The following is a 25267-nucleotide window of genomic DNA, read 5'->3' as shown; positions in this document are numbered from 1 at the left end:
GCGGCGATCCGAGCGCCCCTCCTGTTTGAGGTGTTTCGGGGTGTCGTCTGCCCACCGACGAGAAACCCTTGCCCGTCACGGTTAGGATATGCGAGGTTAATGGCATGATCCTTTTAATCGAGAGTTTATCCAATTGACTGATTTCAGCCGCGACGATGTGGAAATCATCCACCGTGAAGCCGGCTTTCGAGGCTTCTACCAACTGGATGTATTGACCCTTCGACACCGACTGTTTGCTGGCGGCTGGGGGCCGGCGTTGCGGCGTGAGTTGTTTGTCAGGCCGGATGCGGTGTGCGTATTGCCCTATGACCCCTGGCAGGATGCGGTGGTACTGATCGAGCAGGTGCGCGTCGGTGCGCTGGAAAAAAGCACCAATCCCTGGATGCTGGAACTGGTCGCCGGTCTGTTTGATGATGGTGAAGAGGCCGAGCAGGTCGCCCATCGTGAAGCGCAAGAAGAAGCCGGGCTGACACTGTTGAGCCTGACACCGATCACTCGTTATTTCCCGTCGCCGGGTGGCAGCAACGAACAGGTATATCTGTATTGCGCCACGGTGGACAGCCGGGGCGCGGGTGGCCTGCATGGACTGGCCGTAGAGGGTGAGGATATCCGCGTCAGTGTCTGGTCGCGGGTAGACGCACTGACGGCAATGGCCGAAGGGCGGCTGGACAACGCCGCTACCATCATCGCGCTGCAGTGGCTCGAACTGCATGGACAGGCGCTTCGCGACAATGCGGGGCCACAACCATGATGGTTGCGGGCAAGCGCCGTTATCGGGTTGACCTTTCCTCGTTGCAGGCCGTCTGCGAAACCAACTTCTTCCGTTTATATCAGCTGATGCCGGATCTGGCGGTGCAGGATGAGCGGCAGATTCTGCTGAGCGCAACAGATGAAACGGAACAGCGTCTGGTGATGCGGGTCATCGAGCGTTGCCGTTACACCACCACGCTCACGCTCCAGCATGAGAGACGCCATGATTGGTTTGCGCCGCCAAGCATGGAAGTACGCATGTACCACGATGCGCGCATGGCCGAGGTGGTCGCCGCCTATAACCGCCGGCGCTTCCAGGGTGTTTACCCCTATCCGAATGAACAGATGCTGCAGCCCGATGAGAAGTTTCAGCTCAACAGTTTCCTCGGCGAGTGGCTCGGCTATTGCCAGCGTCACGGGCAAAGCGCCCAGCCGGTACTGATCAATCGATGACGCGATTCTGTGGCCAAGCGCAAGTTTCTGCCACCTGAGTCAGCTCATCACTGGATTGTCGGCATTTGTATTGCGATCATGGCAGGCAAATAACCTCTGAGAGAAGGCCAGATGCCGCCGACCGACAGTACTCTCTTCGCTGAACCCATTCATGTGGTCCAGCTGACTGACAGCCATATCTTTTCCAGTCCGGACCAGCGTTTGCTGGGGCTGGATACACTCGCCTCACTGCATGCGGTGATTGATCAGGTGCTGGAGCAGCAAGCAGACATTGATCTGGTGCTGGCTACCGGCGATATTACTCAGGACGGGGATGTCCCGGCCTACCAGCGCTTCATTGACGCCGTGGCGCGAATCCCCAAACCCTGTCACTGGATACCCGGTAACCATGACGACGCGGCATGCATGGCCGCACTCGGCGGAGAGCATGATCTCAATCGTGCCTGGGTTGATGTCGGTGCCTGGCGCATCCTGTTGTTGGATTCAAGTGTGCCGGGCTCAGTGGCCGGCTATCTCGATGAGCAGCAACTTCTGCGGCTGGATGAGGCACTGGCGAGCGCCGGAGATCGCCATGTGATGGTCTGCCTCCATCATCATCCAGTGCCGATTGGCAGCGAGTGGATGGAGCCGCTGGGGCTGGGTAATGCGGACCAGCTGTTTGCACGGTTGGATGATGACCCGCGGGTGCGCGTTGTGCTCTGGGGGCATATCCACCAGAAGTTGGACCAGCAGCGCGGACACATCCGCCTGCTGGCAGCGCCATCCACCTGCGTGCAATTCGCGGTGGGCAGCGATGATTTCGCTACAGACACACAGCCACCCGGCTATCGCTGGTTGCGGCTGTATAACGATGGCCGAATCGAAACGGCGGTGTCACGCCTGCCGGCGGGCTGTTTTGTGCCGGAAGCAGGTGGATCCGGGTACTAGCCTACGACTGGCAGCCTGCCGTCGTAATGAATAGGATACTATGCTGATCTGTCCCGGCGGGACGCCATGCCCGCCTCGAATGACCAAGGAAACCCAGAGACAATATGTCCCAATCGTCCTATAACGCCGATGATATTGAAGTACTCAGCGGTCTGGACCCGGTGCGTCGTCGCCCGGGCATGTACACCGACACTACCCGTCCCAACCACCTGGCCCAGGAAGTCATCGACAACAGCGTCGACGAAGCACTGGCCGGACATGCTCGGACGATCACCGTCGTTCTACATCAGGACAATGCGCTGGAGGTCATCGACGACGGGCGTGGCATGCCGGTGGACATTCATCCGGAGGAAGGGGTTTCCGGGGTGGAGCTGATCCTCACGCGGCTACACGCCGGCGGCAAGTTTTCCGGCAAGAACTATCAGTTTTCCGGCGGCCTGCATGGTGTCGGCATCTCCGTGGTCAACGCTTTGTCGCTGCGATTGGAAGTGCGCGTGCGGCGTGATGGGCAGGAATATCTCATCGCCTTCGAGAACGGCGAAAAGGTCAACGAGCTGGAAGTTGTCGGCACGGTCGGCAAGCGCAATACCGGTACCACCGTCAAATTCTGGCCCAACGGCAGCTATTTCGATACCCCGAAATTCAATATCAACCGCTTGTTGCACCTGCTCAAAGCCAAGGCGGTGCTGTGCCCGGGTCTGCGCGTCGATTTTGATGATCGCCAGTCCGGCGAGAAGACCAGCTGGTATTACGAAGATGGCCTGCGCGATTATCTGCTCGATGCCTGTTCACAATGGGTTACCCTGCCGGAAACACCCTTCACCGGTGCGCTGACGGGCAGCAAGGAGGCGGTCGACTGGGCTCTGTTCTGGCAACCCGAGGGCGGCGAGCTGGTGCAGGAAAGCTACGTCAACCTGATCCCCACGGCGCAGGGCGGCACCCACGTCAATGGTTTGCGCACCGGGCTGCTGGAAGCCATTCGTGAATTCTGCGAGTTCCGCAGCCTGCTGCCGCGCGGAGTCAAGCTGGCGCCGGAGGATGTCTGGGAGCGGGTCAGCTACGTGCTCTCGGTCAAGATGGCCGAGCCGCAATTTTCCGGGCAGACCAAGGAGCGATTGTCATCGCGCGAGTCAGCCTCCTTCGTGTCCGGGGTGATCAAGGATGCGTTCAGCCTGTGGTTGAATCAGCACGCCGACATCGGCCAGCAGATTGCCGAAATGGCGATCGATCATGCCAGCCGCCGTCTCAAGGCCAGCAAGAAGATAGAGCGCAAGCGGGTTACCCAGGGGCCAGCACTGCCCGGCAAGCTGGCCGATTGTGCCAGTCAGGACAGCCGCCGTTCGGAGCTGTTTCTGGTGGAGGGTGATTCCGCCGGCGGCAGTGCCAAGCAGGCGCGGGACAAGGAGTTCCAGGCGATCATGCCGCTGCGTGGCAAGATTCTGAATACCTGGGAGGTGGATTCCGGGCAGGTGCTGGCCTCCCAGGAAGTACACAATATCGCCATCGCCATCGGCGTCGACCCCGGCTCGCCGGACTTGTCCCAGCTGCGCTATAGCAAGATATGCATTCTCGCTGATGCCGACTCCGACGGGCTGCACATTGCCACTTTGCTATGCGCCCTGTTCGTCAGACACTTCCGTCAGTTGGTTGAGGCCGGGCATGTGTTTGTGGCCATGCCGCCGTTATACCGGGTGGATATCGGCAAGGAAGTGTTCTACGCGCTGGATGATGCGGAGAAGACCGGCATTCTGGATCGCATAGAGGCCGAAAACAAGCGCGGCAAGATTCAGGTCACTCGATTCAAGGGCCTGGGTGAAATGAATCCCCTGCAGCTGCGCGAAACCACCATGGCGCCGGACACCCGTCGACTGGTGCAGTTGACCATGGATGACATGGACAGCACCGAAGCCTTGATGGATATGCTGCTGGCCAAGAAGCGCGCATCGGATCGCAAGCGATGGCTGGAAAGCAAAGGCAATCTCGCCGAGGTGCTGGGCTGATGCCGGTATGACCCAGGCACCACCGCCGGATCGGCGATTGGGAACAGTGATGTTGGTGCTGGCCTGGGTTGTCGGGCTGGGGCTGGCGGCACAGTGGTTTTCCGGGTTGGAGGAGCGCAAGCGCAACCCCAACCAGTCGCCGGTGTCATCACAGGTCGGCACAGCGGTGGAAGTGCGCCTGGAGCGCAATCGCCACGGGCATTACCTGTCAGCTGGGCAAATCAACGGCCAGCCGGTGACCTTTCTGCTGGATACTGGCGCTACCTTCGTTGCCGTTCCCGCATCACTGGCCGAGCGTCTGAATCTGTCGCGCGGCCGACCCGTCATGGTCAATACCGCCAACGGCCCGACTGAGAGCTGGAGTACCCGCATCGACACACTGCAACTGGGCGATATCCGTCTGCATGATGTCAGCGCGGGCATAGTGCCGGGTATCCTCGGTGAAGATGTTCTTTTAGGTATGAGCGCCCTGAAACAGCTGGATTTCAGTCAGCAGGGCGGTGAACTTATTTTGCGCCAACACGCCAATGTAGAGAGCAAGTATGAGTGACAGTCTGGATCTGAGCATGGAAGGGGTTGAGCGCCGATCACTGTCGTCGTTTACCGAAGAAGCCTATCTGAATTATTCCATGTACGTGATCATGGACCGCGCGTTGCCGCATATCGGTGACGGGCTCAAACCGGTGCAGCGGCGCATTGTCTATGCCATGAGCGAGTTGGGATTGTCGGCGCTGTCCAAGCACAAGAAGTCCGCGCGAACTGTGGGTGATGTGCTGGGTAAGTATCATCCGCACGGGGATTCTGCGTGCTACGAAGCCATGGTGCTGATGGCACAGCCGTTTTCCTACCGTTACCCGCTGGTGGACGGGCAGGGCAACTGGGGCGCGCCGGATGACCCGAAATCCTTTGCTGCCATGCGTTACACCGAAGCGCGCCTGACCCGATACAGCGAGACGCTGTTGAGCGAGTTGGGCCAGGGCACAGTGGATTGGCAGCCAAACTTCGATGGCACCATGGAGGAACCCATGGTGTTGCCGGCGCGCCTGCCGAACCTGCTGCTCAACGGCACCACGGGTATCGCTGTGGGCATGGCCACCGATATTCCGCCGCATAACCTGCGCGAAGTCGCCGGCGCCTGCGTGCGCCTGCTGGATGAGCCGGCCGCCGGGCTGGACGAGCTGATGGAACATATCCAGGGCCCGGACTTCCCCACCGAGGCGGAGATCATCACCCCGCGCCGCGACCTGCTGAACCTGTATGCCACCGGCCGCGGTTCGATTCGCTGCCGGGCGGTGTGGATGCGAGAGGATGGCGACATCGTCATTACCGCCTTGCCGCATCAGGTCTCCGGCGCACGGATACTGGAACAGATCGCCGCGCAGATGCAGGCCAAGAAGCTGCCGCTGGTTGCCGATCTGCGTGACGAGTCCGATCACGAGAACCCCACGCGCATTGTCATCGTGCCCCGCTCCAACCGGGTGGACGCCGATGAACTGATGCAGCACCTGTTTGCCACCACCGACCTGGAGAACAGCTACCGGGTCAACATGAACGTGATCGGTACCGATGGCCGACCGGCGGTCAAGGACCTGCGCAGTCTGATCAGCGAATGGCTGGGTTTCCGTGTCACGACGGTACGTCGCCGTCTGCAGTTCCGGCTGGACAAGATACTTGCCAGACTGCATCTGTTGGACGGCTTGCTGGTGGCCTTCCTCAATCTGGATGAAGTGATCGAGATCATCCGCAGTGCAGAGCACCCCAAGGCCGAACTGATGGCGCGCTTTGAACTGAGCGAGTTGCAGGCCGACTACATCCTCGATACGCGCCTGCGGCAGCTGGCGCGTCTGGAAGAGATGAAGATTCGTGGCGAGCAGGATGCGCTGGCGGCCGAACGGGATAAGCTGCAGAAAATCCTCGGCAGCGAGAAACTGCTGCGTAAAACCGTGCGTAGCGAATTGATCACTGATGCGGAAACCTACGGCGATGACCGCCGTTCACCGCTGGTCGAGCGCCAGGAAGCACGAGCCTTGTCGGAGTCCGATCTGGTGCCGTCGGAGCCGGTCACAGTGGTCATGTCGGAAAAGGGCTGGGTGCGTTGTGCCAAGGGCCATGATGTTGATGGTGCGGGCTTGTCCTACAAGGCCGGAGACAGCTTCCTTGCCCAGGCCAGCGGACGCTCCAATCAGCAGGCGGTATTCCTCGATTCAACCGGGCGTAGCTATTCCCTGACGGCACACACCCTGCCGTCTGCGCGCGGACAGGGCGAGCCGTTGACCGGGCGCTTCAGTCCGCCGCCAGGTGCCGAGTTTGTTGGGGTGCTGCTGCCGGAAGATCAGCAGCTGTATCTGTTGGCCTCCGACGCGGGCTACGGTTTCGTGGTGCAGGGCGCGGATCTGCAGGCCAAGAATAAGAACGGCAAGGGGCTGCTCAGTCTGCCCGAGGGTGGCAAAGTCATCGCGCCGGTGCCGGTCAATCAGCGAGACAGTGATCAGGTTGTCGCTATCTCCAACGAAGGTCGCCTGCTGGTATTCCCGTTGAAGGACCTGCCGCAGCTGTCCAAAGGCAAGGGCAACAAGATTCTGTCCGTTCCTTCGGCACGGGTGAGAACCCGCGAGGAGTACCTGCTGGCGCTCGCTGTGCTGCCGGAAGGTGCGAGTGTGGTGTTCACTGCAGGCAAGCGCACCCTGACCCTGAAACCGGCGGACCTGGAACACTATCGCGGTGAGCGTGGCCGACGGGGCAACAAGCTGCCGCGTGGTTTTCAGAAGGTGGATGCGCTGACGGTGGAAGGCGGGGCCTGACTTCATTGCCAGCCTCAGACCGCTCCGACGCAGCTCCTCACGCAGACCTCTATGCTCTGCGTGAGGAGCTGCGTGAGGGTCTACTGATTACTCAATAGTTCCAGATGCCGCTCCAGCTGGCTCTGGTAAGGCTCCTTCAGACGCTCTACGCAATAAACCCCTGACTGGCTTGCTAATCTCCGTACCACCACCTTGTCGTTGAGCAAGCCGCTGGTCGCCAGCTCGGCATCCAGCAGCAAGAGATTGCGGCTGTGCTGCATGCGCTCCAGCATCTGCGCGCAGTCCGGGGATCGCTCCTGCATTTCATCCGGTGCGATGTCCTGGCAGGGTGTATGGCACAGGGCGATCTGCACATGCAGGGCAACGCCGGTGTCGGCAATCTGGATCTGCAGTTCATGACCCAGCACGCGCATCAGCTCACCACAGAAAAGCGCGTCGCCAAGCTGATCAGCTTGCTGCGGATGAAAGAAGATCAGACTGGTGCCGTCCAGCAAGGTATGCAGCTGGCCGCCACAGGCGCGGCTGACCTGGTCCAGCTGCTCGCGATATCGCTCCAGCAGGCCGAGCAGGCGCGGTCTCGGCAGTCGATGCAGCGTATGTTGATTACCCAGACGGATTGCCAGAACAGTGCTGGCTGGCGCCAGCGGGGTGGGGGGCTCCGGCAGCTCGGCCAGATGCTCGTCAACTATCGCGGCGATGTCGGCTGTGGCCAGAGGGCCTGTCACTGGCGTGTCGGTAGCCGCTACCGGGCTGTCGATCTCGGGCTCTTCGGCTTCGCCTTCCGCCTGACTCTCGATCAGCGGCTCGATGTTTTCATCGGCAAGGCTGTCCGGCTCCGCGGTTGAAGATGGATCGTCCAGCAGCACGTCATTGAGCATTTCGTCAATCACTTCGGGGTCGGGCTCAGGCTCTGGTTCAGGCTCCGGCAAGGGCGGCAGGTCGGTGATGCGCCGCTCGGCCAGCCGTCTGGCCAGGTCACCCAGCTCGTCGGATCGGCGTATGCCTGGCGGGGCAATGCCGGTGTCGCCATACCAGTTACCAAGTCCCGCAAGAACACGGCGCATGCCTGCCCCCAGCCGCCAGGCAATCAGGCCGGCGACGATGGCCAATAGCGCCAGGCTCCACAGCAGACTCTGCACCAGACTGCCCGAGGGCGCGGTGAAGGGCGCGCGGGAGAGACTGAGATGCAATTGACCGATGAGCTCATCCTGAAAGTGCACGGCAGCAACAAAGCGGCCCTGGCCTGGCGCCAGATTGTCGGCTGACGGTTTGCGGCCTGCCTCGGCGACGATGCGGTTTTCGGCTGACGTCAGACTGATATGAGCAACCATCGGGCTTTGTGCCCACTGGGCCAGAATGATATTCAGACTCAGCGTGTCGTTTGCTGCCAGCGGATCTGCAATCAACGTCCCTATCTGCCGCGCCAGTTCACTGCCGGTCTGATCTGCCTGCGTGGCAATATCGCGCTGCAACTGGAACTGGCCGAACCAGAGCACCAGTAAAAACATCAGCAATAGCGGGGTGAGCGCCAACAGCATCAGTGCCCCGGGCAGCTTCAGGTGCTTGCTGCGCAATGATGCATGACCACGCAGAAACAGATTATCGGATGAATTCGGTGTGTGATTCAAAATGGTCTCGATTGATGAATAGAGGGCAGAAGCGGCAGCCTGAAAGGTCGACAGCCCCTAGTATAGCCAGTAGCCGCAGCCGGAAGAAGGCGGCAGCTGTGATGAGCCGGACATTTGCGGGTAGAATAGCTGACTTTGTTTTCTGACTGGAGCGGCGTCTTGAAGGAAATTGTCCTGATCAACATTACCGGTCCCGATCGCCCCGGCCTGACGGCGGCCATTACCGGCATTCTGGCGCGGGCGAACGTCAATATTCTTGACATCGGGCAGGCTGTTATCCATGACACACTGTCGTTTGGCATCCTGGTTGAAATAGCGGGTGAGGATGGTCTTTCAGACGTACTGAAAGACGTTTTGTTCCGCGGCTATGAGCTGGACCAGCAAGTGCGCTTCACACCGGTCAGCGCCGAAGAGTACAGCCGCTGGGTGACGGGGCAGGGCAAGCCTCGGCATATCGTCACCCTGCTGGCGCGCCGGGTTACCGCCGAACACATCGCCCGGGTCAGTGAGATCACCGCCCGCTACGGGCTGAATATCGATCACATTGACCGGCTGTCCGAACGGATCCCCGAAGGTATGCCCGGGGATCAGGGTAAGGGCTGTATCGAGTTCTCGGTGCGGGGTGAACCAGCTGATCCCGCTGCGCTGCGTACAGAATTTCTGGCGATCTCCCAGGAACTCAACGTCGATATCGCCTTCCAGCAGGACAGCGTCTTCCGCCGTAATCGTCGTCTGGTGGTGTTCGATATGGACTCCACCTTGATTGACGCTGAAGTGATCGATGAATTGGCCAAGGCCGCTGGCGTGGGTGACCAGGTGGCAGAGATTACCGAGCGGGCGATGCGCGGTGAACTGGATTTCAAGGCCAGTTTCCGTGAGCGTATGGCGTTGCTCAAAGGTTTGCCGGTGAGCGTACTGGAAGAGATCGGCCAAGCGCTGCGCCTGACCGAGGGCGCGGAAACCCTGATCGCACAACTGCGGCGGTTGGGCTACAAGACGGCCATTCTATCCGGCGGCTTCAGCTATTTCGCGGAAGACCTGCAGAAGCGTCTGGGTATCGACTACGTCTACGCCAACGCGTTGCCGACCGAGAATGGTCTGGTGACCGGTGAGGTGCTGGAGCCCATCGTCGACGGCCAGCGCAAGGCCGACCTGCTGCGCGAGTTGGCGCAGCGCGAAGGCATCAGCCTGGAGCAGACCATCGCCGTAGGCGATGGTGCCAATGACCTGCCGATGCTGTCCATTGCCGGATTGGGTGTGGCCTTCCGCGCCAAGCCGCTGGTGAAACAGTCTGCCAAACAGGCAATTTCCACCTTGGGGCTGGACGGTATTCTCTATCTGCTGGGATTCCGGGATCGGGAAGGGTTCTGATCAGTAAGGCGGACTGATCTTCGGAGTATCTGCTTATTCCCCGAATGCCCGGTGCCAGCAGTCTGGCACCGGGCAGCATGCTACTGCTGCCGCTCCAGCCTGTTCCCTCTCCGCTGTACTCGAATAGTCAGCGGCGCACTCAGAGCTTGGATCTGCTCATCGGTCAGCAGGGTATCAACAGCCTCCCTGTCATCGGTACCCAGGCCATTGAAGAAATCATGCGCTCGCTGCCACATCCACAGGTTGTAGGGAAACGCCAACCGCTCCTCTTCCATATCGCCCAGCCGATAGCGCAGTGTGCCGATGGCGCGGGGAATCTCAGTGCTGTCAGGGCTGGCTTGTGTCCATTGTTCCAGTAATCGTGCGGTCTCCAGCAGCACCGGGACCTGCTCATCAAACATGCGGGCAATGATGGGTAACAGGGTGTCGGGTATCTGATCATCTGCCAGGTAGTCGCCCTCATTGTGGTTGGCGTCCGGACTGATCATGCGTTCCACCCAGCTGGCTACCTGGGGAGCCTGATCGCGCATCAGGCGGCCAGAGGCAGGGTCGCGGTAGAGATGCGCATACAGCGGGCCGATCAGGCCGTAATCGCCGATGCAGGGTTTGTCGCCGAGCAGGTAATCATAAGCACTGAAGTGGGTGTTCAGCTCCGTCAGCAAAGCCATATAACTGTGCTCAATGGCAGGGCGCGAATGGTCGGTTACGCCCAGGCGGGGCAGGGCGCCGGCAAAGGGACCGGACGCTTCCAGCCCGGCAGCATACTGCTCCTCATCACTGGCACCGGGCAAGCGAGTTCGGCCAAACTCCTGGATGGCAAACTCACGGTTCTCATCATTCGCCCAGCGATAGAGCATGGCGGGGTTGACAAGCCATTCGTCCCCGTAGATTTCCATCAGCAGTGCAACTAACCGCTGGCAAGGACCGACTGGATACACCGATCGGTCCGCAAAGCGTTGCTCCAGATGGTCGATGATATCGGTAGTATCCTGAATCACCTGGTCATCGGGCGTGACCAATACCGGAATATAACGAACCCCGGTTCGCGGAATGATCAGCTCCTTGAAGACCTGCGGAGTGGACAGGATTTCTTTGAAGGTGATGCCCTTAAAGTGCAGGTAGCAACGTACCTTGCCGGTGTAGAGTGAAACGGGCGCGCCGATCAATTGATACATGTGTAGTCCCTATTATCTTTTCACCCATTGTCTTGAACTCACAGCTTCAGAGCCAGACCCGAATAGGTGGTTGTATTATTTTCATGAGGTATTTATCTGGCGAATCGACCTTTTGAGCAGTTCGGGAAACGGGTAGGCTGTCTATGACTGAGACATTTTGCGCAACAATGCCGACCAATAAGAACAGCCATCGAGGCGTGCCATGCAAGAACCGGATTCACCCCACGTTTTCTTCCGCCGCATCATCTTTGATGTAACCCCGACCGAATGCCGGGTGGCCATGGAGGATGAGCATCACTATTTCATCCTGCAGCTGGGTCACGATGGCGAGCGGATCACTTCGGTTGTCAGCACCGCCCGGCGCACGCCATGGACCCTATGCCCCGAGGCCGAGCGGCAGCTGCAGATGTTCGTCAGTCAACCCCTGCGTCAGCGCATTGCCGTCACTCTGCCAGAGATCGACAGCAAACAACAATGCACCCACCAATACGACCTGCTGATGTTGGCCTTATCGCAGGCACTGCGTCCCGGGCGGCGGGAGTACCTGGTCAAGGTGGTCGGCGCCATGCACGAATACCGCCACGCCGAACTCTTGCTGGACGATGACAAACTGCTGGACTGGCGCCTGCGCGGCACTGTGGTCCATAGCGAGGATCAGTGCAATCAGCAAGACCTGCGCAGCATCATGCCCTGGGCGGATGAACATCTGGATGATCAGATGCTGGAAGCCCTGTTCGTGCAGCGGCGAGCGGTCATGGTAGCCGCCAGCAAGGGGTTTGATCTGGATCTGATCCCCAACGCCGGCGTAGCCATGCGGGCACGTGCCGGGGCTTGTTTTGTGTTTCAGCCGGAGCGGGCTGTGAGTGCGGTGCGGATTGTGGGTAACACCCGGACCGATGTGCATGGCGCGGATGATCTGTTGGTGGAGTGATGGTCGCTGGCACCACTTGATACAGGAATCCCCCCTGGCTGAGCAAACAGCTGGTTGTCTAAAGAGTCAGCTGACGCAATAACGCTGCGCGCTAGCATCCAAAGCCGCTTCGGCGGGTTTGGAATTTGTAGCTTAGGGATGACTATCCCAGGAGGCGGTTCCTCTGTTATCCAGAGTCAGGGCCGGCATACCTGACATAAGGGAGCTGGAAGTGTTGGAGGTAATGGTATAGGACTGGTTGTTAGCTCCCAGCGCCAATGCCGCGTTATAATGTGCGTTCGCAGCTAGTGACGGTGAGAGAGCGGATAAAGTGGCACCGCTGTAAGTGAAGTTTTTCGCTCTATGCTCCTCCAGCGCAGAGGCCAACTCCATCATCTGCCCCTGCGCTTCGGTCTGGTGGCCCCTCCGCACGTAATCCAGATAGGAGGGGTAGGCGATAGAGGCCAGGATGCCGATGATGGTCACGACGATCATAATTTCAATCAGCGTAAAGCCTTTGCTCAGTTTGCGCGAAATGCCCTTGGTCATAATCCGGCGCCTCCTTCTTCGGTATTGCCGCCCGAGGCGCCAGCCTTGATGGTATTGGCTTCATTTCGCGGCAATTGCATCCAGCGGTGGCGGCGCAGGTCGGGATTGCCAAAGTTGCCAGGGTCGGTCGGCTCTGTGCCTATCACTGTAATCAGATTGCCTTCCTCGTCCACCAGCAGACTGGGGGTGGGTGGTGGTGTTGATTGATCCAGGCCGCGGCTGCGGTTAGCAGGAGCTTCGCCCGTCAGTGCCGCTGGGGCGCCGGTTCTGAGGTCAATGGTATGCAGGAAGGCAGCACCATACCGCACCGCGCAGGGGTTGTCGTCGTCATCCTGCCGGGTGGGCGCATAGGTGCTTTGCAGAATCTTGCCGTCAAATATGACCGGTGAGGACATCGCTTTCTCGCCGGAGCGGTCTGGGCTGTCTTCGCTGAACAGGTAGTACCAGCCGACGTTATTGGCCGCGCTGCTGGAGACTACGTTGGTCATATTGTTCACGGTGGCCAGCGTATTTCCGCCGCCCTGCATGGCGGCTTGGTCACGTATGATGAATATGCCGTCTTTGGCGGTTTCATTCAGCGGATGAGCGCGATACCCAGAACTGATGGCGACATACAGCGCTTCTTCACCGCCGACACGATCATAGGCAACTGCGGGTGCTTCGTAGAAGCGCCGCTGGCTGGCACCGCTGGCGCCACCAAGATCAGCTATGCGGACAATCTGGACGCTACCGTCATCACTGCCCGGCAGGTCTGCGCGGAATACCTGGCCGCCAAGGTCGCCGAAGTAGAGATGATCAGCTACACCATCAAAGTTCTTGTCGACGACGGCGATTGAGCTGGGGATAGCCCACTTCATATCAGCTACTGTTGATGTGAAATTGTCATCGCCGCCTGCGGACCAGAGCAGATCACCAGAGACGGCGTTGACTATGTAGATGCCATTGCCCATTTGGTCCTCTGTAGAGCGGCTGGCGTAATCATCATGATCCAGAGGGCTGTAACCGCCACCGAATACAAGGGCCGGTACTGCTTCACCACCAGTCCATACCTGAGTAAGGGTCGGGGTAGACCAAGTCTGGCCCAGTTTAGCGAAGCCGCTGGATTCGGGACTGATCTGCCAGAGCATCTTGGGCTGTTCTGGGTCGGTCACGTCCAGCGCGTAATAATGCTGGCCACCGCGACGCATGCCGCCGTAGAGGTAGACTTTGCCATCTTGTTCGGCGGAGCGCTGCCAGGCAACCCAACTACCATCCAGCCCGTAGGTCTGGCGCTTGTTGCCGAGAAGACCTGGTCGATCTGTTGTGTAGCGTTCTGCCTGGCTGAGAAACTCGTAGGGCATGAAGGCAAACTTTTCAGTACCTGTTTTGGTATCGATGGCATGCAACATGCCACCGTTGGTGGAGATAAATGCAACGTTGGCGTAGGGATCGTCATCGTTGTAATTGACGATCACCGGTACGCTATGCAATGGGTCGGCCCACATGGTTTTCAAGCGTTGGAATACAGCTGTACGTGCAGTTTCATCGTCGGGCTCAAGGCCAAGCAGAGTGTTAGCGGGAGTGGACGTGTTGGTCCAGGTTAGTTGCGAGATATTGCCTTCAACTTCAGATGTATAAAACAGTCGACGTTCAGCGGGAATATTCACGCGGGCCCCGCCCTTGGTGACGTCATTACCGTCTACCTCGTTACTCCAGAAGCTGCGCGCGCCATCCCTGAAGTAGCCAGTGTCTGGGTCGATGGCGTTGCTGCCGCCAACACCCTGGATTTCACCTTCCACATTGCCGTCAGCATCTTCTTCAGCGGACCATTTATACTTTTTCAGGTTGCCTTCCCAGTAGCTGCTCTCTGCTGGTTGGAATGCTGAATAGAACAGCTCATCCAAGTGTTGGAAGCGGCTCTGGGTGTTAACTGCTACGCCGGGGGCGGAAATGGAGCGGGCTTGCTCGTCGATCAGGTCGAGGTTGGCAAGAAAGGCGGCGATGAGTTGTTCGGCGTTATCGGCGTTGGCGGTTGAGCCGGCGCCAGCATCTGAGACCGCTTTCATGTTGGCTTCGTTGTTGCCCATATACAGGCCGATGTTGTGGGTAAATACCTCGCGACCTTTGGCGTTTGAAGTGCTGTTCAGATAACTGGCGATGCGTGTTTGACAGGTGTATGAGCCAGTGTTATTGGCGACACAGTTGCTTGAGACAACGTCGTCCAGCCCTGGCTGGTCATTAGGGCTCGGGGCCCCATCGGTAAACAGGATGATATGATTGGTTTCGCATTGGTTATTGAGGTTCATCGGCGAAACGTAGTGGTTGTTCTCAATGATGGTCAGCGGAGCTGTGCATTGCACATCTCTGCTGCAGACGCGCTCAATGGCACCGGTAGGGATGCGTTGAGTGTAGCGCCGCTGTTCAAAGCGTTGGTGCTGATATTCATAGTACCGGATGAATAGTCCTCGCTCCCGACGGTCACACCAGCTTAATGTATGGTCGCAAGATTCATTCCAGGTCCAGCTTGTCCATGAGTTACGTAACCTGCAGTCATCTGAATTGAGATCGCAGAACTGCCAGTCAGGCAGGTTCTGATAGGTGCCTCTGATGCATTGATATTCGTTGGACGTGATATCGCAGAAGTCTACGGTACTGGGATCGCCATAAACGACTACATCTCGGCAGTTTGTCTCAACCTCCTCTTCAGCGGCGCATACCGAGGGTTGCTGGCCATTGGCTGTGGAGCCAAATACGGGAGCCATGCCCATCATATAGCGCGCCGCTTCCGAGAAGGCACGTGCGGTGGGCGTGTCGCCGACTGGCTGAGCGTTGGCTCCGCCACTGGAGTTGTTGCCTGCGCCGTTCAATGTTTCTAGTTGTGAACGAATCAGTGTTCGGGTGTCATTGTTAAGCTCGGTGACTGGTACCAGAATGCGGCCCCCTCGCTGACCTGAACTACTACTCGTGCGGTAGTTATATCGACCGATACCTAGGCGGATTGAGGGTGATACGGAGTCTAGCAGCTGATCAAGGGCGTTCTGCAGAATATTGATACGCCGATTTTGGGCGTTTGAACACCAGGTTGCGTTATGGCCTGATGTAGATAGTTCATTCTGGCAGAAGCGCATGGAGCCGGATGTGTCGATCATGATCAGCACGTTGGCTACAGATCGGTTTTCTTCATTATCCGCATTCGCCTGAGCGAAATAGATTTCCGTATCGTCTGCATAGGCTAGGGATGACAAACAGAGCATCGAGGTAAAGAGGGCAGTGGGCAGTACATGAGTCAGTAGTTTCATGTCTGGAAATCCTTACTCGATCTCTGAACCGGGTTTGATTCCCCGTTTCAGAGCTTCCTGTTGATGGTGGTTTTCGATGTTGTAGCTGGGCATGGTGCTTTGCCCAAGGATGTTGATCTTGTAATCGACAAACAAATTGCCGCCGGCGGTGGTGCTGATCTGGCCGCCGGGAAGGGCCTTGTAGCCCGCGAAATAGCTGAACGCTTCTGCGGTGAGTAAGCCCCGGTTATCGAAGGTAGTGTTGGAGCCGCAGCTACCGTCAGAGCTACCGCCGCTGGCTATACAGGTAGTCGTGGTGTGGCCGGGGGCGAAAACGGTTTGCAGAGAATTGTTTTGCAGCATGCTGCCATAGGCTACTGCAATGGCTGTTTCCGCCGCTTCGAAGGTCATGGCGTCGGCCTGAATCCCGGTGGCGACCTTGTTGGCGAAGATGCTGGAGCGCATGGCTGAAATGCCCAGCACCGATACCATCAGCAAAATCAGTAACGAAACGAGCAGCACGGCACCACGCTCTGGATGATTGCGAGTCGGGGTCATATCACACCTCCTCCGAGTTGAAGTTGCGCATGTGTACCGTGGTAGAGAAAACCCGGCGGATGCGGCGATCAGAAGGTGAGGTGATCCGTTGATTCAGTACATGGTGCGTGGTGGCGCTGCTTGGTGCTTGTTGAGTCAATTCCTCGCTTTGGAGCAGAACAGCAAGGCGGATGGAAACCAGAACGGGGGCGTCGTCGGCGCCTGCTTCACTGGGATCAAGCATGGTGGCACTGGCGTTGGCGTAGGTAGTTACGCTCAGCGTTTCGTTCTTGTCGGTATCCAGGCCGTATAGAACCTGAAAACTTTCCACGCCGTTCAGCAATTCCACTGTGCCGCCTGACCGATTACCCGAACAGAGTAGCGCCCCGCCTTGAACAAAGTAGCGATTGATGATTTCGACTTCTGTTGCGCTTGTTGTGCCTTGGCAATCAGCGGTACCAAAGTATTGCACCACCAGTTCGTCATTGGTGCCGTTCTGTGAGTGGCCGTTGGGAGAGGCCGGATCCAGTATCACAGGGGGGATGGTGCCCTGCAGTATTGTGCCGCGACCGGCGTTGCGAATATCCGCAGCTATGTAACGCAGGGCCATTTGGCCGTCTTCCTGCAGCGAGGCGAGGGTTTGTTGCAAACCGAATGTACGCTGGTTGGCAAACAGGAGCTGGAAGGCTGCGGCAGAGAAGATGAGCCCGAGTAACAGGGCAACCATCAGCTCAATCAGAGTCAGACCTTTCTGGGTACTTTTCATCGGATGATCTCCATAACGAGGCAAGTACTGTCAGGAGTGCTGTTGATACCGCCCGCTGTCGTGCAGTTGCCGGGGAGCATGCCGTTCCAGCTGACCGTTACACACTGAGCGTTGCCGCCATTGAAGGGGCAGGTACCGGCCATGATGCGTCCTGCCGGCAGGGCATTGGCTACCGTCCAGTTGAGATGGGCTATGTCCCAGGTGGCCATTGCGCTTGCAGAGCAGGTGCTGCCTACACAGTTGCCGGGCGGTGCAGTGCCGGGCGCGGTTGCGGTATAGCTGTTGCTGGTGATATAGGCGGTTATCTGTTCGGGGTTCGACAGGATGCGTTCAATGGCGTCCTGAGCTATAAGGGTGGCGTGGGCGCGATAGTTTGCATCTTCGGTGGTCTTCAAACCCTTGAGTTGTAGACCAGCGAAACCCAAGGCGCCGAGCGAGAGAATGAGTAGGGATATGAGAACTTCAAGCAGGCTGATGCCGCTCTGACGTGCCCGTGAGTTTTTTAGCAGCATCAGCAAGTCCCCACAGCAGTAGTCACCTTGCCCAGGAAGGAAACCGATACGCTACGCCCTTGGGAGAGGTCGGCATGGCAGACGGTGAACGTGGCCGCTCCACCCGACATGCCGCCGCGGGCGAGGAACTCGAGGGCTCCGTTGGATCCGGATCGGGTTACGGTTACGCCATCACGAGGCGCGTAGTTCTGGTCTTCCTCGGCGGCGCCATCGCCATAGACGATTGACCAGCCATCGGCCCAGCCGCCGCCAGTGGGTCTGACCTCTATATCGGTTCGGGTGCTGATCGATTGGGAGCGGGCGGTACTGATGGTGGAAACCAGGTCGCGTGTGGTCGACTTGAGAGCGTTGCTGGCTGAAATGTTATCTAGAGATGGCATCGCTATAGCAAGCAAGATGGCGGCCACAGCAATGGTAACCATCAGCTCCACCAACGTAAATCCCTTAACACGAGTCATCCAGTACCCTCCTTTTAGTGTGTGCACTATATGCTGGCCTTTTGGCAAGGTCGCTGCCGTTGCGATGATCGGTCATTTTCGGAGGATGAGCTACCTCGTCAGGCCTATCACGCGAACCATCTGAATCGTACCGGGTTTTATGGAGGCCATTTCGTTTAAGTCAGGCCGCCATGGTCTGACCGGATTGTTGCTGGTAGAAGTTTGCCTCAGCTTCTGCCGGGGGTATATACCCAATCGAGCTCAGCAACCGCTGGTGGTTGTACCAGTGAACCCATTTCAAAGTGGCGATTTCCACGGCTTCGCGACTACGCCAGGATTGCCGATAGATCAGCTCCGCTTTGTATAACCCGTTGATGGTTTCAGCCAAAGCGTTGTCATAGCTATCGCCTTTGCTGCCTACAGAGGGCTCTATGCCGGCCTCAGCGAGACGCTCGGTGTATCGGATGGAGACGTATTGGCTACCCCTGTCGCTATGGTGTATCAGGCCGTCCATGCGGCTCGGCTGTCGAGCGTGCAGCGCTTGCTCCAGGGCATCCAGAACGAAGTCTGTTCGCATGCTGTTGCTCACCCGCCAGCCAACGATACGCCGGGCAAATACATCGACCACGAAGGCGACGTAGAGCCAGCCTTGCCACGTTGAAACATAAGTAAAGTCGGACACCCATAGCTGATTGGGTCGATCCGCATGGAACTGGCGTTGGACCCTATCCAGCGGACAAATCGCGTTCTCATTCGGGATGGTGGTGCGGATCACATGACCGCGACGAACGCCCTGCAGGCCCAGTTGACGCATCAGCCGCTGTACCGTGCAGCGAGCAATATCAATGCCCTCACGCTTGAGTTGCTTCCAGACTTTCACGACGCCATAGCACTGCATATTGTCATCCCAGACTCGCTGGATTTTATCGCTCAACAGCTCGTCCTGTTTGGCACGAGCGCTTCGCAGTTCGGGTTGACGGGCTTTGGCTGCATGCACGTAATAACCGGACGGAGCGATCTGGATTACCCGACAGATCGACTCGACTCCGTAGCGGTCACGGTACTCGTCAACGAAGGCGTTCAGGGTTTGTTGCGGCGGTCGAGCTCCGCCTGGGCAAAATACGCACTGGCCAGGCGCAGAATCTCGTTCGCTTTGCGCAGTTCCCGGTTCTCGCGTTCCAGAGCCTTGATGCGTTCTCGTTCCTCGGTCGTCTGGCCGGGGCGGTGGCCAATATCAGTGCGTATCCAGCCATGCAGCGTCTGGGGGACACAGCCGATCTTGGGCGCAATGGATTCGATGGCTGCCCATTCGGAGGGGTAGTCCTTCAGGTTCTCCAGAACCATGCGCACAGCACGTTCACGGACTTCAGGGGAATAGCTATTAGATTTCTTCATGCCTCATTCTCTCAAGAGTTGAGGCCTCCACGAAACCCGGTGCGATTCAATCCTTCCTCATTCAGCAAAATAATCCGCCTGCTTTCCATTGGCTCGGGCCGCCTAGGTTGGATACCCTCAAACCACAACAATCATCCGGATTCGCTGTCATGAAAATATCAGGATTAAGGGGGCTGGCTTTGACTACCGTTCTGCTATCCGCACCAGGCATCGCCACTGAGTTGCCCGACCCCGAGTCGGTGCGCACCGATCAACTTCAACTGATGCAAGGCTTCCCTCCGCCTGCCGACAAACAGATAACCCAGGCCGGCTTCATGCGCCCGTATCCCAATCCACGCTGGAGCTTCCATCACGCCCGGGAGCTATTCCCTTCCCGCCGAGTGGCTCGTGGCAACGAAGGGGTTTACGCCTTGCCCCGGGCGGACGGGCTTGAGCAGCAGATTGCTGATCTGACCTTTACCGGGCCTGACGGCGAGCCGATGAGTTTCACCCAGTATCTGGATTCCACCTACGTGGACGGCGTACTGATCATGCAGCACGGCAAGGTGATTTTTGAGCAGTACCAAGCCGGGGTGCCGGAGGATGAGCCGCATATTCTCTGGTCGGTGACCAAATCAGTAGTGGGTTTGCTGGCGACCCAGCTAATTGAAGAGGGCGAGCTGAATCCCGACGCTCTGGTGACCGACTACCTGCCCGAGCTCGAGGGTAGTGGCTGGCACGGAGCGACGGTGCAGCAGGTGCTGAATATGACTGCTGATATCGATTACAGCGAGGTGTATGCCGACCGCAATTCCGATGTGGTGAAGTATTCGTTGGCGGCGGGTATGAGTCCGGTTCCCCCTGATTATCCGGGTGCGCGGGATCTTTACAGCTATCTGCCGACGATTACGGCGGGGGAGGACCCGCACGGCAAGTCGTTCCGTTATCGCACGACGCACACCGAGGTGTTGGGCTGGGTGCTGCGCCGGGTGACGGGTCTGTCTACGGCGGCGCTGATCGAGCAGCGTATCTGGAGCAAGCTGGGTGCCGAGCAGGATGCTTATATGCTGTTGGATTCCAAGGGCACGGAGTGGGCCGGTGCCGGGTTCAATGTGACGCTGCGGGATCTGGCGCGCTTCGCGGAAATGGTGCGATTGAACGGGAGCTTCAATGGCCAGCAGATTGTCAGCCCGGGTGTGGTTGATACCATTCGTGCCGGGGCGGATCGGGAGATATTCAAGGCGGCGGGGCGGGATTATCAGCCGGGCTATTCCTATCGTAATCAGTGGTGGATCAGCCATAACGATGACGGCGCCATTGAGGCGCTGGGTGTGCATGGGCAGATGATTCATATCAACCCGGGTGTGGGGATGGTCATGGTGCGGCTGTCTTCGCATCCGGTTGCCAGCAGTGCGCAGACCATGCCTTTGACCATTCCGGCGATGGAGGCGTTGGCGGATTTGTTGCGGGACAATGCTCCGTAATCCGTTTCCTGATTCCCCGTATTCGCGGGGGATGACGGGCCGGGACAACCCTTCATGCCGAGCTGCGGCCCGGGCAATTTTCTGAGACTCTTTCTCTTCCTCGCTGTCTGACTTTTAGACGGCGCTTGTTTTAACGCTCGTTATGACCATGGGATTTCGACCAGGGATGGCTGGTTTTCTCTGCTATTTCTGGAGTGTGGTACATGGGCTATACGATGCTGCGTTCGCGACTTTCGCGGCGGGGTTTTTCGAGGCGGTTGGCTGGCCTGACGTTGCTTGAGTTGATGGTGGTATTGGTGATCGTGGGCATTCTGGCGGCGATTGCCTTGCCGTCGTATCAGGGTTATGTGCACAAGAGTCGCGCGAAGACCGCAGCGGCTGATCTGGTCGGGTTGGCAGCAGCGGTGGAGGCGCGATTCCAACGTACCCTTGCGTATCCCACCGCTGATATTGCCGGTACTGCGGCGGTCAAGGCTGCTTTCTCCCAGTGGAGTCCTTCCCAGGCGGAGCATTTTTCCCATTCCTTTGTTGCGGGTACTCCCTATCGTTTGCAGGCCACCGGCAGCGGCACCATGCAGGGTTGTGTACTGACGCTGGATGGCGAGAATCGGCGCTCGGCTACTTCTGATTGCGGATTCACTTCATGGTAAGGCGGCGCAGAAGTCAGGCGGGCTTGACGCTGATTGAGCTGGCGATCGTGTTGCTGATTGTCGGGTTGCTGGCGCTGATGGCCACGCCGCTGACATCGTCATGGGGCGCCAGTGCTGATCTGCATACCGCCGGCGGGCAGCTGAACCAGGCTTATGCCCATGCTCGGGCTGCAGCGCTGCGTAATGCCGGGGGAGCGAAGGGTGAGGAGGGAGCTGCTCGGATTGTCCTTGATCCACAGGTTCGTGAGCTACGGGTATGCACTCTGGCTGCAGATAACTGCCAGAAGGTGTTGTGGCGTAGCGCACTGCCTGTCGGGGTGGAGTTGAGCGTGCTGGGCGGCGCTTTCCCTATCAATCTGAATAACCTCGGTCTGTTGGATGCGCCGGTGTCTGTGCAGTTGGCCAAGGGAGGTATGACGGATGTCCACATCCTGCAATAAACCCCTCCGCTCACGCGCAAACCAGCGGGGCATTTCCCTGTTGGAGGCGCTGATCAGTGTGTTGTTGATTGCCATTACCGGCTTGGGGTTGGCCCATGTGACGGTGCAGGCCCTGGCCGTGCAGCGTTATGCGACCACCGAAAATCAGGTGTTGTTGGGGCTGCGCGAGGCGCTGCTGATGGAGGACAGCATTAACAGAGTGTCGGTAGCGGGCAGTGAGTTGGGTTTTGTCCGGCAGTCGGAATCTCTGTCCGTAACAGTACGGGTTGGTACTGTGGATAAGACGGTCAACCTGCAAACCGAGACCCTGTCAGTGACGGATGATCCGGGCTCGCTGGTGGGTGGTGACGGCCAGTTTCGGTTGGATTATTAGGAGGCAATGTGCGCGGTCAACGGCAGCGAGGTATCTCTTTGATCAGCTTGATGGTCGGACTGTTGGTGTCGTTATTGGCAGTGATGGGTATGATGGCGTTGTATCGCACAGTGATGCATACCACGGCGGAATCCGGTGCCTATGCACGTTTGTCGAGTGAGCGTTCGGCGGCTTTATTGGGTGCCCATGCTTATTTGCAGGAGGCGGGGTTTGGGATGGAGGGGGCGGCGCCGGGTGCTGATCTGATTGTTTGTACTTCTAATACATCCCAGGGGCAATTGCGCGGCAGCGATTGCGCGCCGAGTGGACGTGGCAATTTGTTGTTGTGGCGTCTGCTCGGCGTAGACGAAAACGCAGGTGTGCAATGTGCCGGGCTGCTTATCACTGCGGCGGGCGCTCTTGAGCATCTGCAGCCGCAGTCTTGTGCCGGTGGGCTGCCAAGTGGTGCCTGGTCGGTTACGCAACGTCAGGCTCTGTTTACGCCGGAGCCCACGACTGCAGGCTTTGTCGCGCTGGAGCTGGTGGAAGAGTCTTGTCAGACATTCGGTGTGGACCTGGGGGTGCCGGGCGCGGCGCTGGTGCGTTTGCAGGCGCAGCATCCGGTGGCGGCGGACCCCGACACGGGAACTGAGTCGGTGCCTGTTTATAGCAGTACCTGCCTGGTGAATTTCAAGGGAGGAGAAGCGTGAAGACGCTCAAACGCCAACGGGGTATTGCCACGGTACTGACTGTGGTGCTGCTGGGGTTGTCGCTTACCTCGGCGACCCTGGTGGGGGTGTCCCAGTTGCGTTCCAGTCAGGAAATGTCAGTCAGTCTGCATGCCCAGACCATGGCGCAGAAACGGGCGTGGTTGGCGGCGGAGGCGTTTCAGGAATATCTGGAGCTGGTGGTCGCTGACCCGGTTACCTGGGAGGCATTTGACCAGGTGGTTCGCACTGAGCAGCCGCAGCTGGAGGGGTTGAGCGGTGTGGTGTTGACGCGTACCAACTATGATGACGAGAGTCTGCCGGATTGGGTAGATCTAACGTTGCAGATACAGGCTACCTCGGCCAAGGAATCCTCCGCAGAGGCCACCACAACGCTGGAAGTCGTATACCGCATACGTCCGCCGGGCCAAGGTGAAGCTCTGGAGCCTGAGCCGAATCGCCAAGTGATCCTGTTCCGTGACGGCCTCAATATAACCGGTGACCTCAAGGTGCTGACGGCGCCGGGTGAAAGTTACGACATTACCGTGGACGGTGAGGTGAATATGGGCGGGCTGTCGGCCGGAGGGATCGATAGCATCCGCTCGACCCGTTCAATCCGCTTCGTTGGTGGCTCGTCGACGGACCTTCAGGAGATGCACGCTAATTGTGATGTGCTGGTAAGCAATGGCAATTTCACTGTTCAGGAAGTCAAGGCAACGCGCAACGCCTGTCTGGCCAATACCATTAACAGTCAGTTGATTACCGCCAATGGCTCGGTGGAGGTTACTGGCGGTAGGCATGGTGATATACGGGCGCTGGCCAACAAGCCAGGCGGCACAGCTCAATGCGCGGCGGGGGCGCAGCAGTGGTGTTCTTTGAATCCGGGTTTTGGGGTGCGCACCCAGCCCAGTCCGACCATTGCCAACATCTATTCCAAGGGGGCAGTGGAGTTCAACAGTACTGCGACCGTTGGCCGAGTGCAGGCCGAGGGCAATCTGGTAATAAAGGGATGCACGCCCACCTGGACCTCTGCCAGATACGGGGGGAGCTTTACCAACAACCCCAGTTGCCGCCGCTCAGCCTCGAAATCAGACCAGCCGGTAGTACTGGACCCCGTCCCGCCGGTGGAAGTGGAGCCGGAAGTCTTCGACGCCAATGTTTACCGCACGGCTGCAAATTACATCTATTCCTGGGTGAATGGGGCGATGCGGGTGAAGGTGCAGGATGTGCAGGGTATTGTTGACTGGGATGACCCCGCCAATCCGGCCGAGGTGCGGCGAAATGGGTATTTCTATCGCACCGCCAATATTCTCGACCCGAGTAATCCATACTGGACCAACCGGACAGTCGCCGGCTATGCCTGTATCAACAACAACCCGCCGTCGCGTCGAGACGAGACGGCGGGTGAGTGTATCGCCAGATTGGGATATGCCAACAATGATGGCACGCCGCTGCCCGAGTATCGCAGCGGTAGCTGGATCTTTAATGGCGTTAATCACGCGCCGGGGGTGGTGTTGGTTGAAGGCAATATGGAAATTGGCAACGGCACCTACACCAATACCTTTATTGCCACTGGTAATCTGCATGTGACCACCGCCGGAGGGGCCGTGTTTGCGCTGAACTACGCTGGCCCCGATGGTATTACGGTGGAAGGACATACCGCGCTGGGTGTGTGCCGCAACTCGGTTTATAGCTTTCGCCCCGGCAAGTTCTGTGAGTCCACCTATAGCCACGGGGCTCATGGTGGGCTGGGTAATTACGCATTGATGGCCGGGAGCTGTCCATTGGGGAATATCAATGGTTGCGCCAGAAGCGCCTATATCGGCGGGGATATCCTTGTGGAGAAGACGGTGTTTGGCGTAACGAAAGCAGGCAATCTGTTCTCCAGCAGTGGGCAGGCCCGTTTATATGGTTATGTATCTGCGCTGGCGCAACGCAGCAATGCCAACACGGTCAACAAGATGGGCGCCAGTACCACTATCAATCTTCGAGTGCCGGCGGAAATAGCGGAGCGCTATGATCCAACTGGCGGTTTGATGCCTGCGGATGGAGGCGGCAACGGAGGCGGTACGTCGGTCGAGGCGACTCCGGGTTCTGCGCAACTGCAGTGGGGACGGTATTTATGAAGACACAGCGTTTTTCTGTTTGAACCAATACCGACCGCGCATTTCTACTTTTATGTAGTCC

23 protein-coding genes and 1 other annotated feature are annotated in these 25267 nt (G+C 58.4%); of the genes, 14 read left to right on the top strand and 9 right to left on the bottom strand.

All coding sequences use genetic code 11. The features are described 5' to 3' along the window. The first annotated feature begins 133 nt into the window (after positions 1 to 133). The 6 genes from BLU11_RS12030 (at position 134) to parC (ending at position 6931) form a co-directional block, all read left to right on the top strand. A complete protein-coding gene (locus tag BLU11_RS12030) occupies positions 134 to 751 on the top strand; it encodes an NUDIX domain-containing protein (protein ID WP_231702196.1) in 618 nt (205 codons plus the stop codon). Beyond that, a complete protein-coding gene (locus BLU11_RS12025) occupies positions 748 to 1203 on the top strand; it encodes a DUF1249 domain-containing protein (RefSeq protein ID WP_407920210.1) in 456 nt (151 codons plus the stop codon). The genes BLU11_RS12030 and BLU11_RS12025 overlap by 4 nt, the downstream gene beginning before the upstream one ends. A 111-nt stretch (positions 1204 to 1314) precedes the next feature. Then, entirely contained in the window at positions 1315 to 2130 is an 816-nt protein-coding gene (gene cpdA / locus BLU11_RS12020; protein WP_090273644.1) for a 3',5'-cyclic-AMP phosphodiesterase, read from the top strand. 104 nt (positions 2131 to 2234) lie between these two features. Next, complete coding sequence (gene parE, locus BLU11_RS12015) at positions 2235 to 4130, top strand: DNA topoisomerase IV subunit B (RefSeq protein ID WP_090273642.1); 1896 nt, start codon at positions 2235 to 2237, stop codon at positions 4128 to 4130. Between the two features lie 7 nt (positions 4131 to 4137). After that, positions 4138 to 4680, top strand: a complete 543-nt coding sequence (locus BLU11_RS12010) for a retropepsin-like aspartic protease family protein (RefSeq protein WP_090273640.1) — start codon at positions 4138 to 4140, stop codon at positions 4678 to 4680. Beyond that, on the top strand, positions 4673 to 6931 hold the full coding sequence (parC, locus tag BLU11_RS12005) for a DNA topoisomerase IV subunit A (protein WP_090273638.1): 2259 nt from the start codon (positions 4673 to 4675) through the stop codon (positions 6929 to 6931). The genes BLU11_RS12010 and parC overlap by 8 nt, the downstream gene beginning before the upstream one ends. 80 nt (positions 6932 to 7011) lie before the next feature. Here parC and BLU11_RS12000 read toward each other — a convergent pair whose 3' ends face one another. Next, positions 7012 to 8559, bottom strand: coding sequence for a hypothetical protein (locus BLU11_RS12000; RefSeq protein ID WP_090273636.1), 1548 nt, complete (start codon positions 8557 to 8559; stop codon positions 7012 to 7014). A 159-nt stretch (positions 8560 to 8718) separates the two neighbouring features. Between BLU11_RS12000 and serB the strand changes: the two genes are divergently transcribed. After that, positions 8719 to 9930, top strand: coding sequence for a phosphoserine phosphatase SerB (gene serB / locus BLU11_RS11995; RefSeq protein ID WP_090273634.1), 1212 nt, complete (start codon positions 8719 to 8721; stop codon positions 9928 to 9930). 80 nt (positions 9931 to 10010) lie between these two features. Here serB and BLU11_RS11990 read toward each other — a convergent pair whose 3' ends face one another. After that, positions 10011 to 11105: a glutathione S-transferase family protein gene (locus BLU11_RS11990; protein ID WP_090273632.1), complete on the bottom strand. Its 1095-nt coding sequence runs from the start codon at positions 11103 to 11105 to the stop codon at positions 10011 to 10013. A 202-nt stretch (positions 11106 to 11307) separates the two neighbouring features. On the opposite strand from BLU11_RS11990, the gene BLU11_RS11985 reads away from it, so the two are divergent. Next, complete coding sequence (locus BLU11_RS11985; protein WP_090273630.1) at positions 11308 to 12036, top strand: DUF2889 domain-containing protein; 729 nt, start codon at positions 11308 to 11310, stop codon at positions 12034 to 12036. Positions 12037 to 12168: 132 nt separating this feature from the next. On the opposite strand, the gene BLU11_RS19690 is transcribed toward BLU11_RS11985, so the two are convergent. The 7 genes from BLU11_RS19690 to BLU11_RS11950 form a co-directional block, all read right to left on the bottom strand. After that, positions 12169 to 12564: a type IV pilin protein gene (locus tag BLU11_RS19690; RefSeq protein WP_090276434.1), complete on the bottom strand. Its 396-nt coding sequence runs from the start codon at positions 12562 to 12564 to the stop codon at positions 12169 to 12171. Beyond that, a complete protein-coding gene (locus BLU11_RS11975; RefSeq protein ID WP_090273628.1) occupies positions 12561 to 15842 on the bottom strand; it encodes a PilC/PilY family type IV pilus protein in 3282 nt (1093 codons plus the stop codon). Before BLU11_RS11975 ends, BLU11_RS19690 begins: the two co-directional genes overlap by 4 nt. Positions 15843 to 15854: 12 nt before the next feature. Next, a complete protein-coding gene (locus BLU11_RS11970) occupies positions 15855 to 16379 on the bottom strand; it encodes a PilX N-terminal domain-containing pilus assembly protein (protein ID WP_090273626.1) in 525 nt (174 codons plus the stop codon). A 1-nt stretch (position 16380) separates the two neighbouring features. Next, on the bottom strand, positions 16381 to 17124 hold the full coding sequence (locus tag BLU11_RS11965) for a PilW family protein (RefSeq protein ID WP_090276431.1): 744 nt from the start codon (positions 17122 to 17124) through the stop codon (positions 16381 to 16383). Continuing rightward, entirely contained in the window at positions 17121 to 17636 is a 516-nt protein-coding gene (gene pilV, locus BLU11_RS11960; RefSeq protein ID WP_090273624.1) for a type IV pilus modification protein PilV, read from the bottom strand. Before pilV ends, BLU11_RS11965 begins: the two co-directional genes overlap by 4 nt. Continuing rightward, a complete protein-coding gene (locus tag BLU11_RS11955) occupies positions 17636 to 18094 on the bottom strand; it encodes a GspH/FimT family pseudopilin (RefSeq protein WP_090276429.1) in 459 nt (152 codons plus the stop codon). Before BLU11_RS11955 ends, pilV begins: the two co-directional genes overlap by 1 nt. Before the next feature lie 160 nt (positions 18095 to 18254). Then, positions 18255 to 19468, bottom strand: a protein-coding gene (locus BLU11_RS11950; RefSeq protein WP_090272669.1) for an IS3 family transposase whose coding sequence is annotated in 2 segments (ribosomal slippage) — positions 18255 to 19192 and positions 19192 to 19468 — 1215 coding nt in all. Because the reading frame shifts where the segments join, the coding sequence is not laid out codon by codon here. Then, positions 19083 to 19199 (bottom strand) — a sequence feature (AL1L pseudoknot). Its footprint overlaps the gene before it by 117 nt. A 149-nt stretch (positions 19469 to 19617) precedes the next feature. Here BLU11_RS11950 and BLU11_RS11945 point away from each other — a divergent pair. From BLU11_RS11945 to BLU11_RS11920, 6 genes are all read left to right on the top strand, one after another. Further along, entirely contained in the window at positions 19618 to 20931 is a 1314-nt protein-coding gene (locus BLU11_RS11945; protein ID WP_090273622.1) for a serine hydrolase domain-containing protein, read from the top strand. 203 nt (positions 20932 to 21134) lie between these two features. Next, entirely contained in the window at positions 21135 to 21581 is a 447-nt protein-coding gene (locus tag BLU11_RS11940; RefSeq protein WP_090273619.1) for a type IV pilin protein, read from the top strand. Further along, positions 21575 to 22021: a pilus assembly FimT family protein gene (locus tag BLU11_RS11935; RefSeq protein ID WP_090273617.1), complete on the top strand. Its 447-nt coding sequence runs from the start codon at positions 21575 to 21577 to the stop codon at positions 22019 to 22021. The genes BLU11_RS11940 and BLU11_RS11935 overlap by 7 nt, the downstream gene beginning before the upstream one ends. Then, positions 22002 to 22394: a type IV pilus modification PilV family protein gene (locus tag BLU11_RS11930; RefSeq protein WP_090273615.1), complete on the top strand. Its 393-nt coding sequence runs from the start codon at positions 22002 to 22004 to the stop codon at positions 22392 to 22394. The genes BLU11_RS11935 and BLU11_RS11930 overlap by 20 nt, the downstream gene beginning before the upstream one ends. Positions 22395 to 22432: 38 nt before the next feature. Further along, positions 22433 to 23083, top strand: coding sequence for a hypothetical protein (locus tag BLU11_RS11925; RefSeq protein WP_172828690.1), 651 nt, complete (start codon positions 22433 to 22435; stop codon positions 23081 to 23083). Continuing rightward, entirely contained in the window at positions 23080 to 25206 is a 2127-nt protein-coding gene (locus BLU11_RS11920) for a hypothetical protein (RefSeq protein ID WP_090273611.1), read from the top strand. The genes BLU11_RS11925 and BLU11_RS11920 overlap by 4 nt, the downstream gene beginning before the upstream one ends. The last annotated feature ends 61 nt before the right edge of the window (positions 25207 to 25267 follow it).

Source organism: Halopseudomonas litoralis, from assembly GCF_900105005.1.
Classification (GTDB): Bacteria; Pseudomonadota; Gammaproteobacteria; order Pseudomonadales; family Pseudomonadaceae; genus Halopseudomonas; species Halopseudomonas litoralis.
The sequence above is the reverse complement of the archived record's forward strand: the minus strand, read 5'-3'. Positions and strand labels throughout refer to the sequence as shown.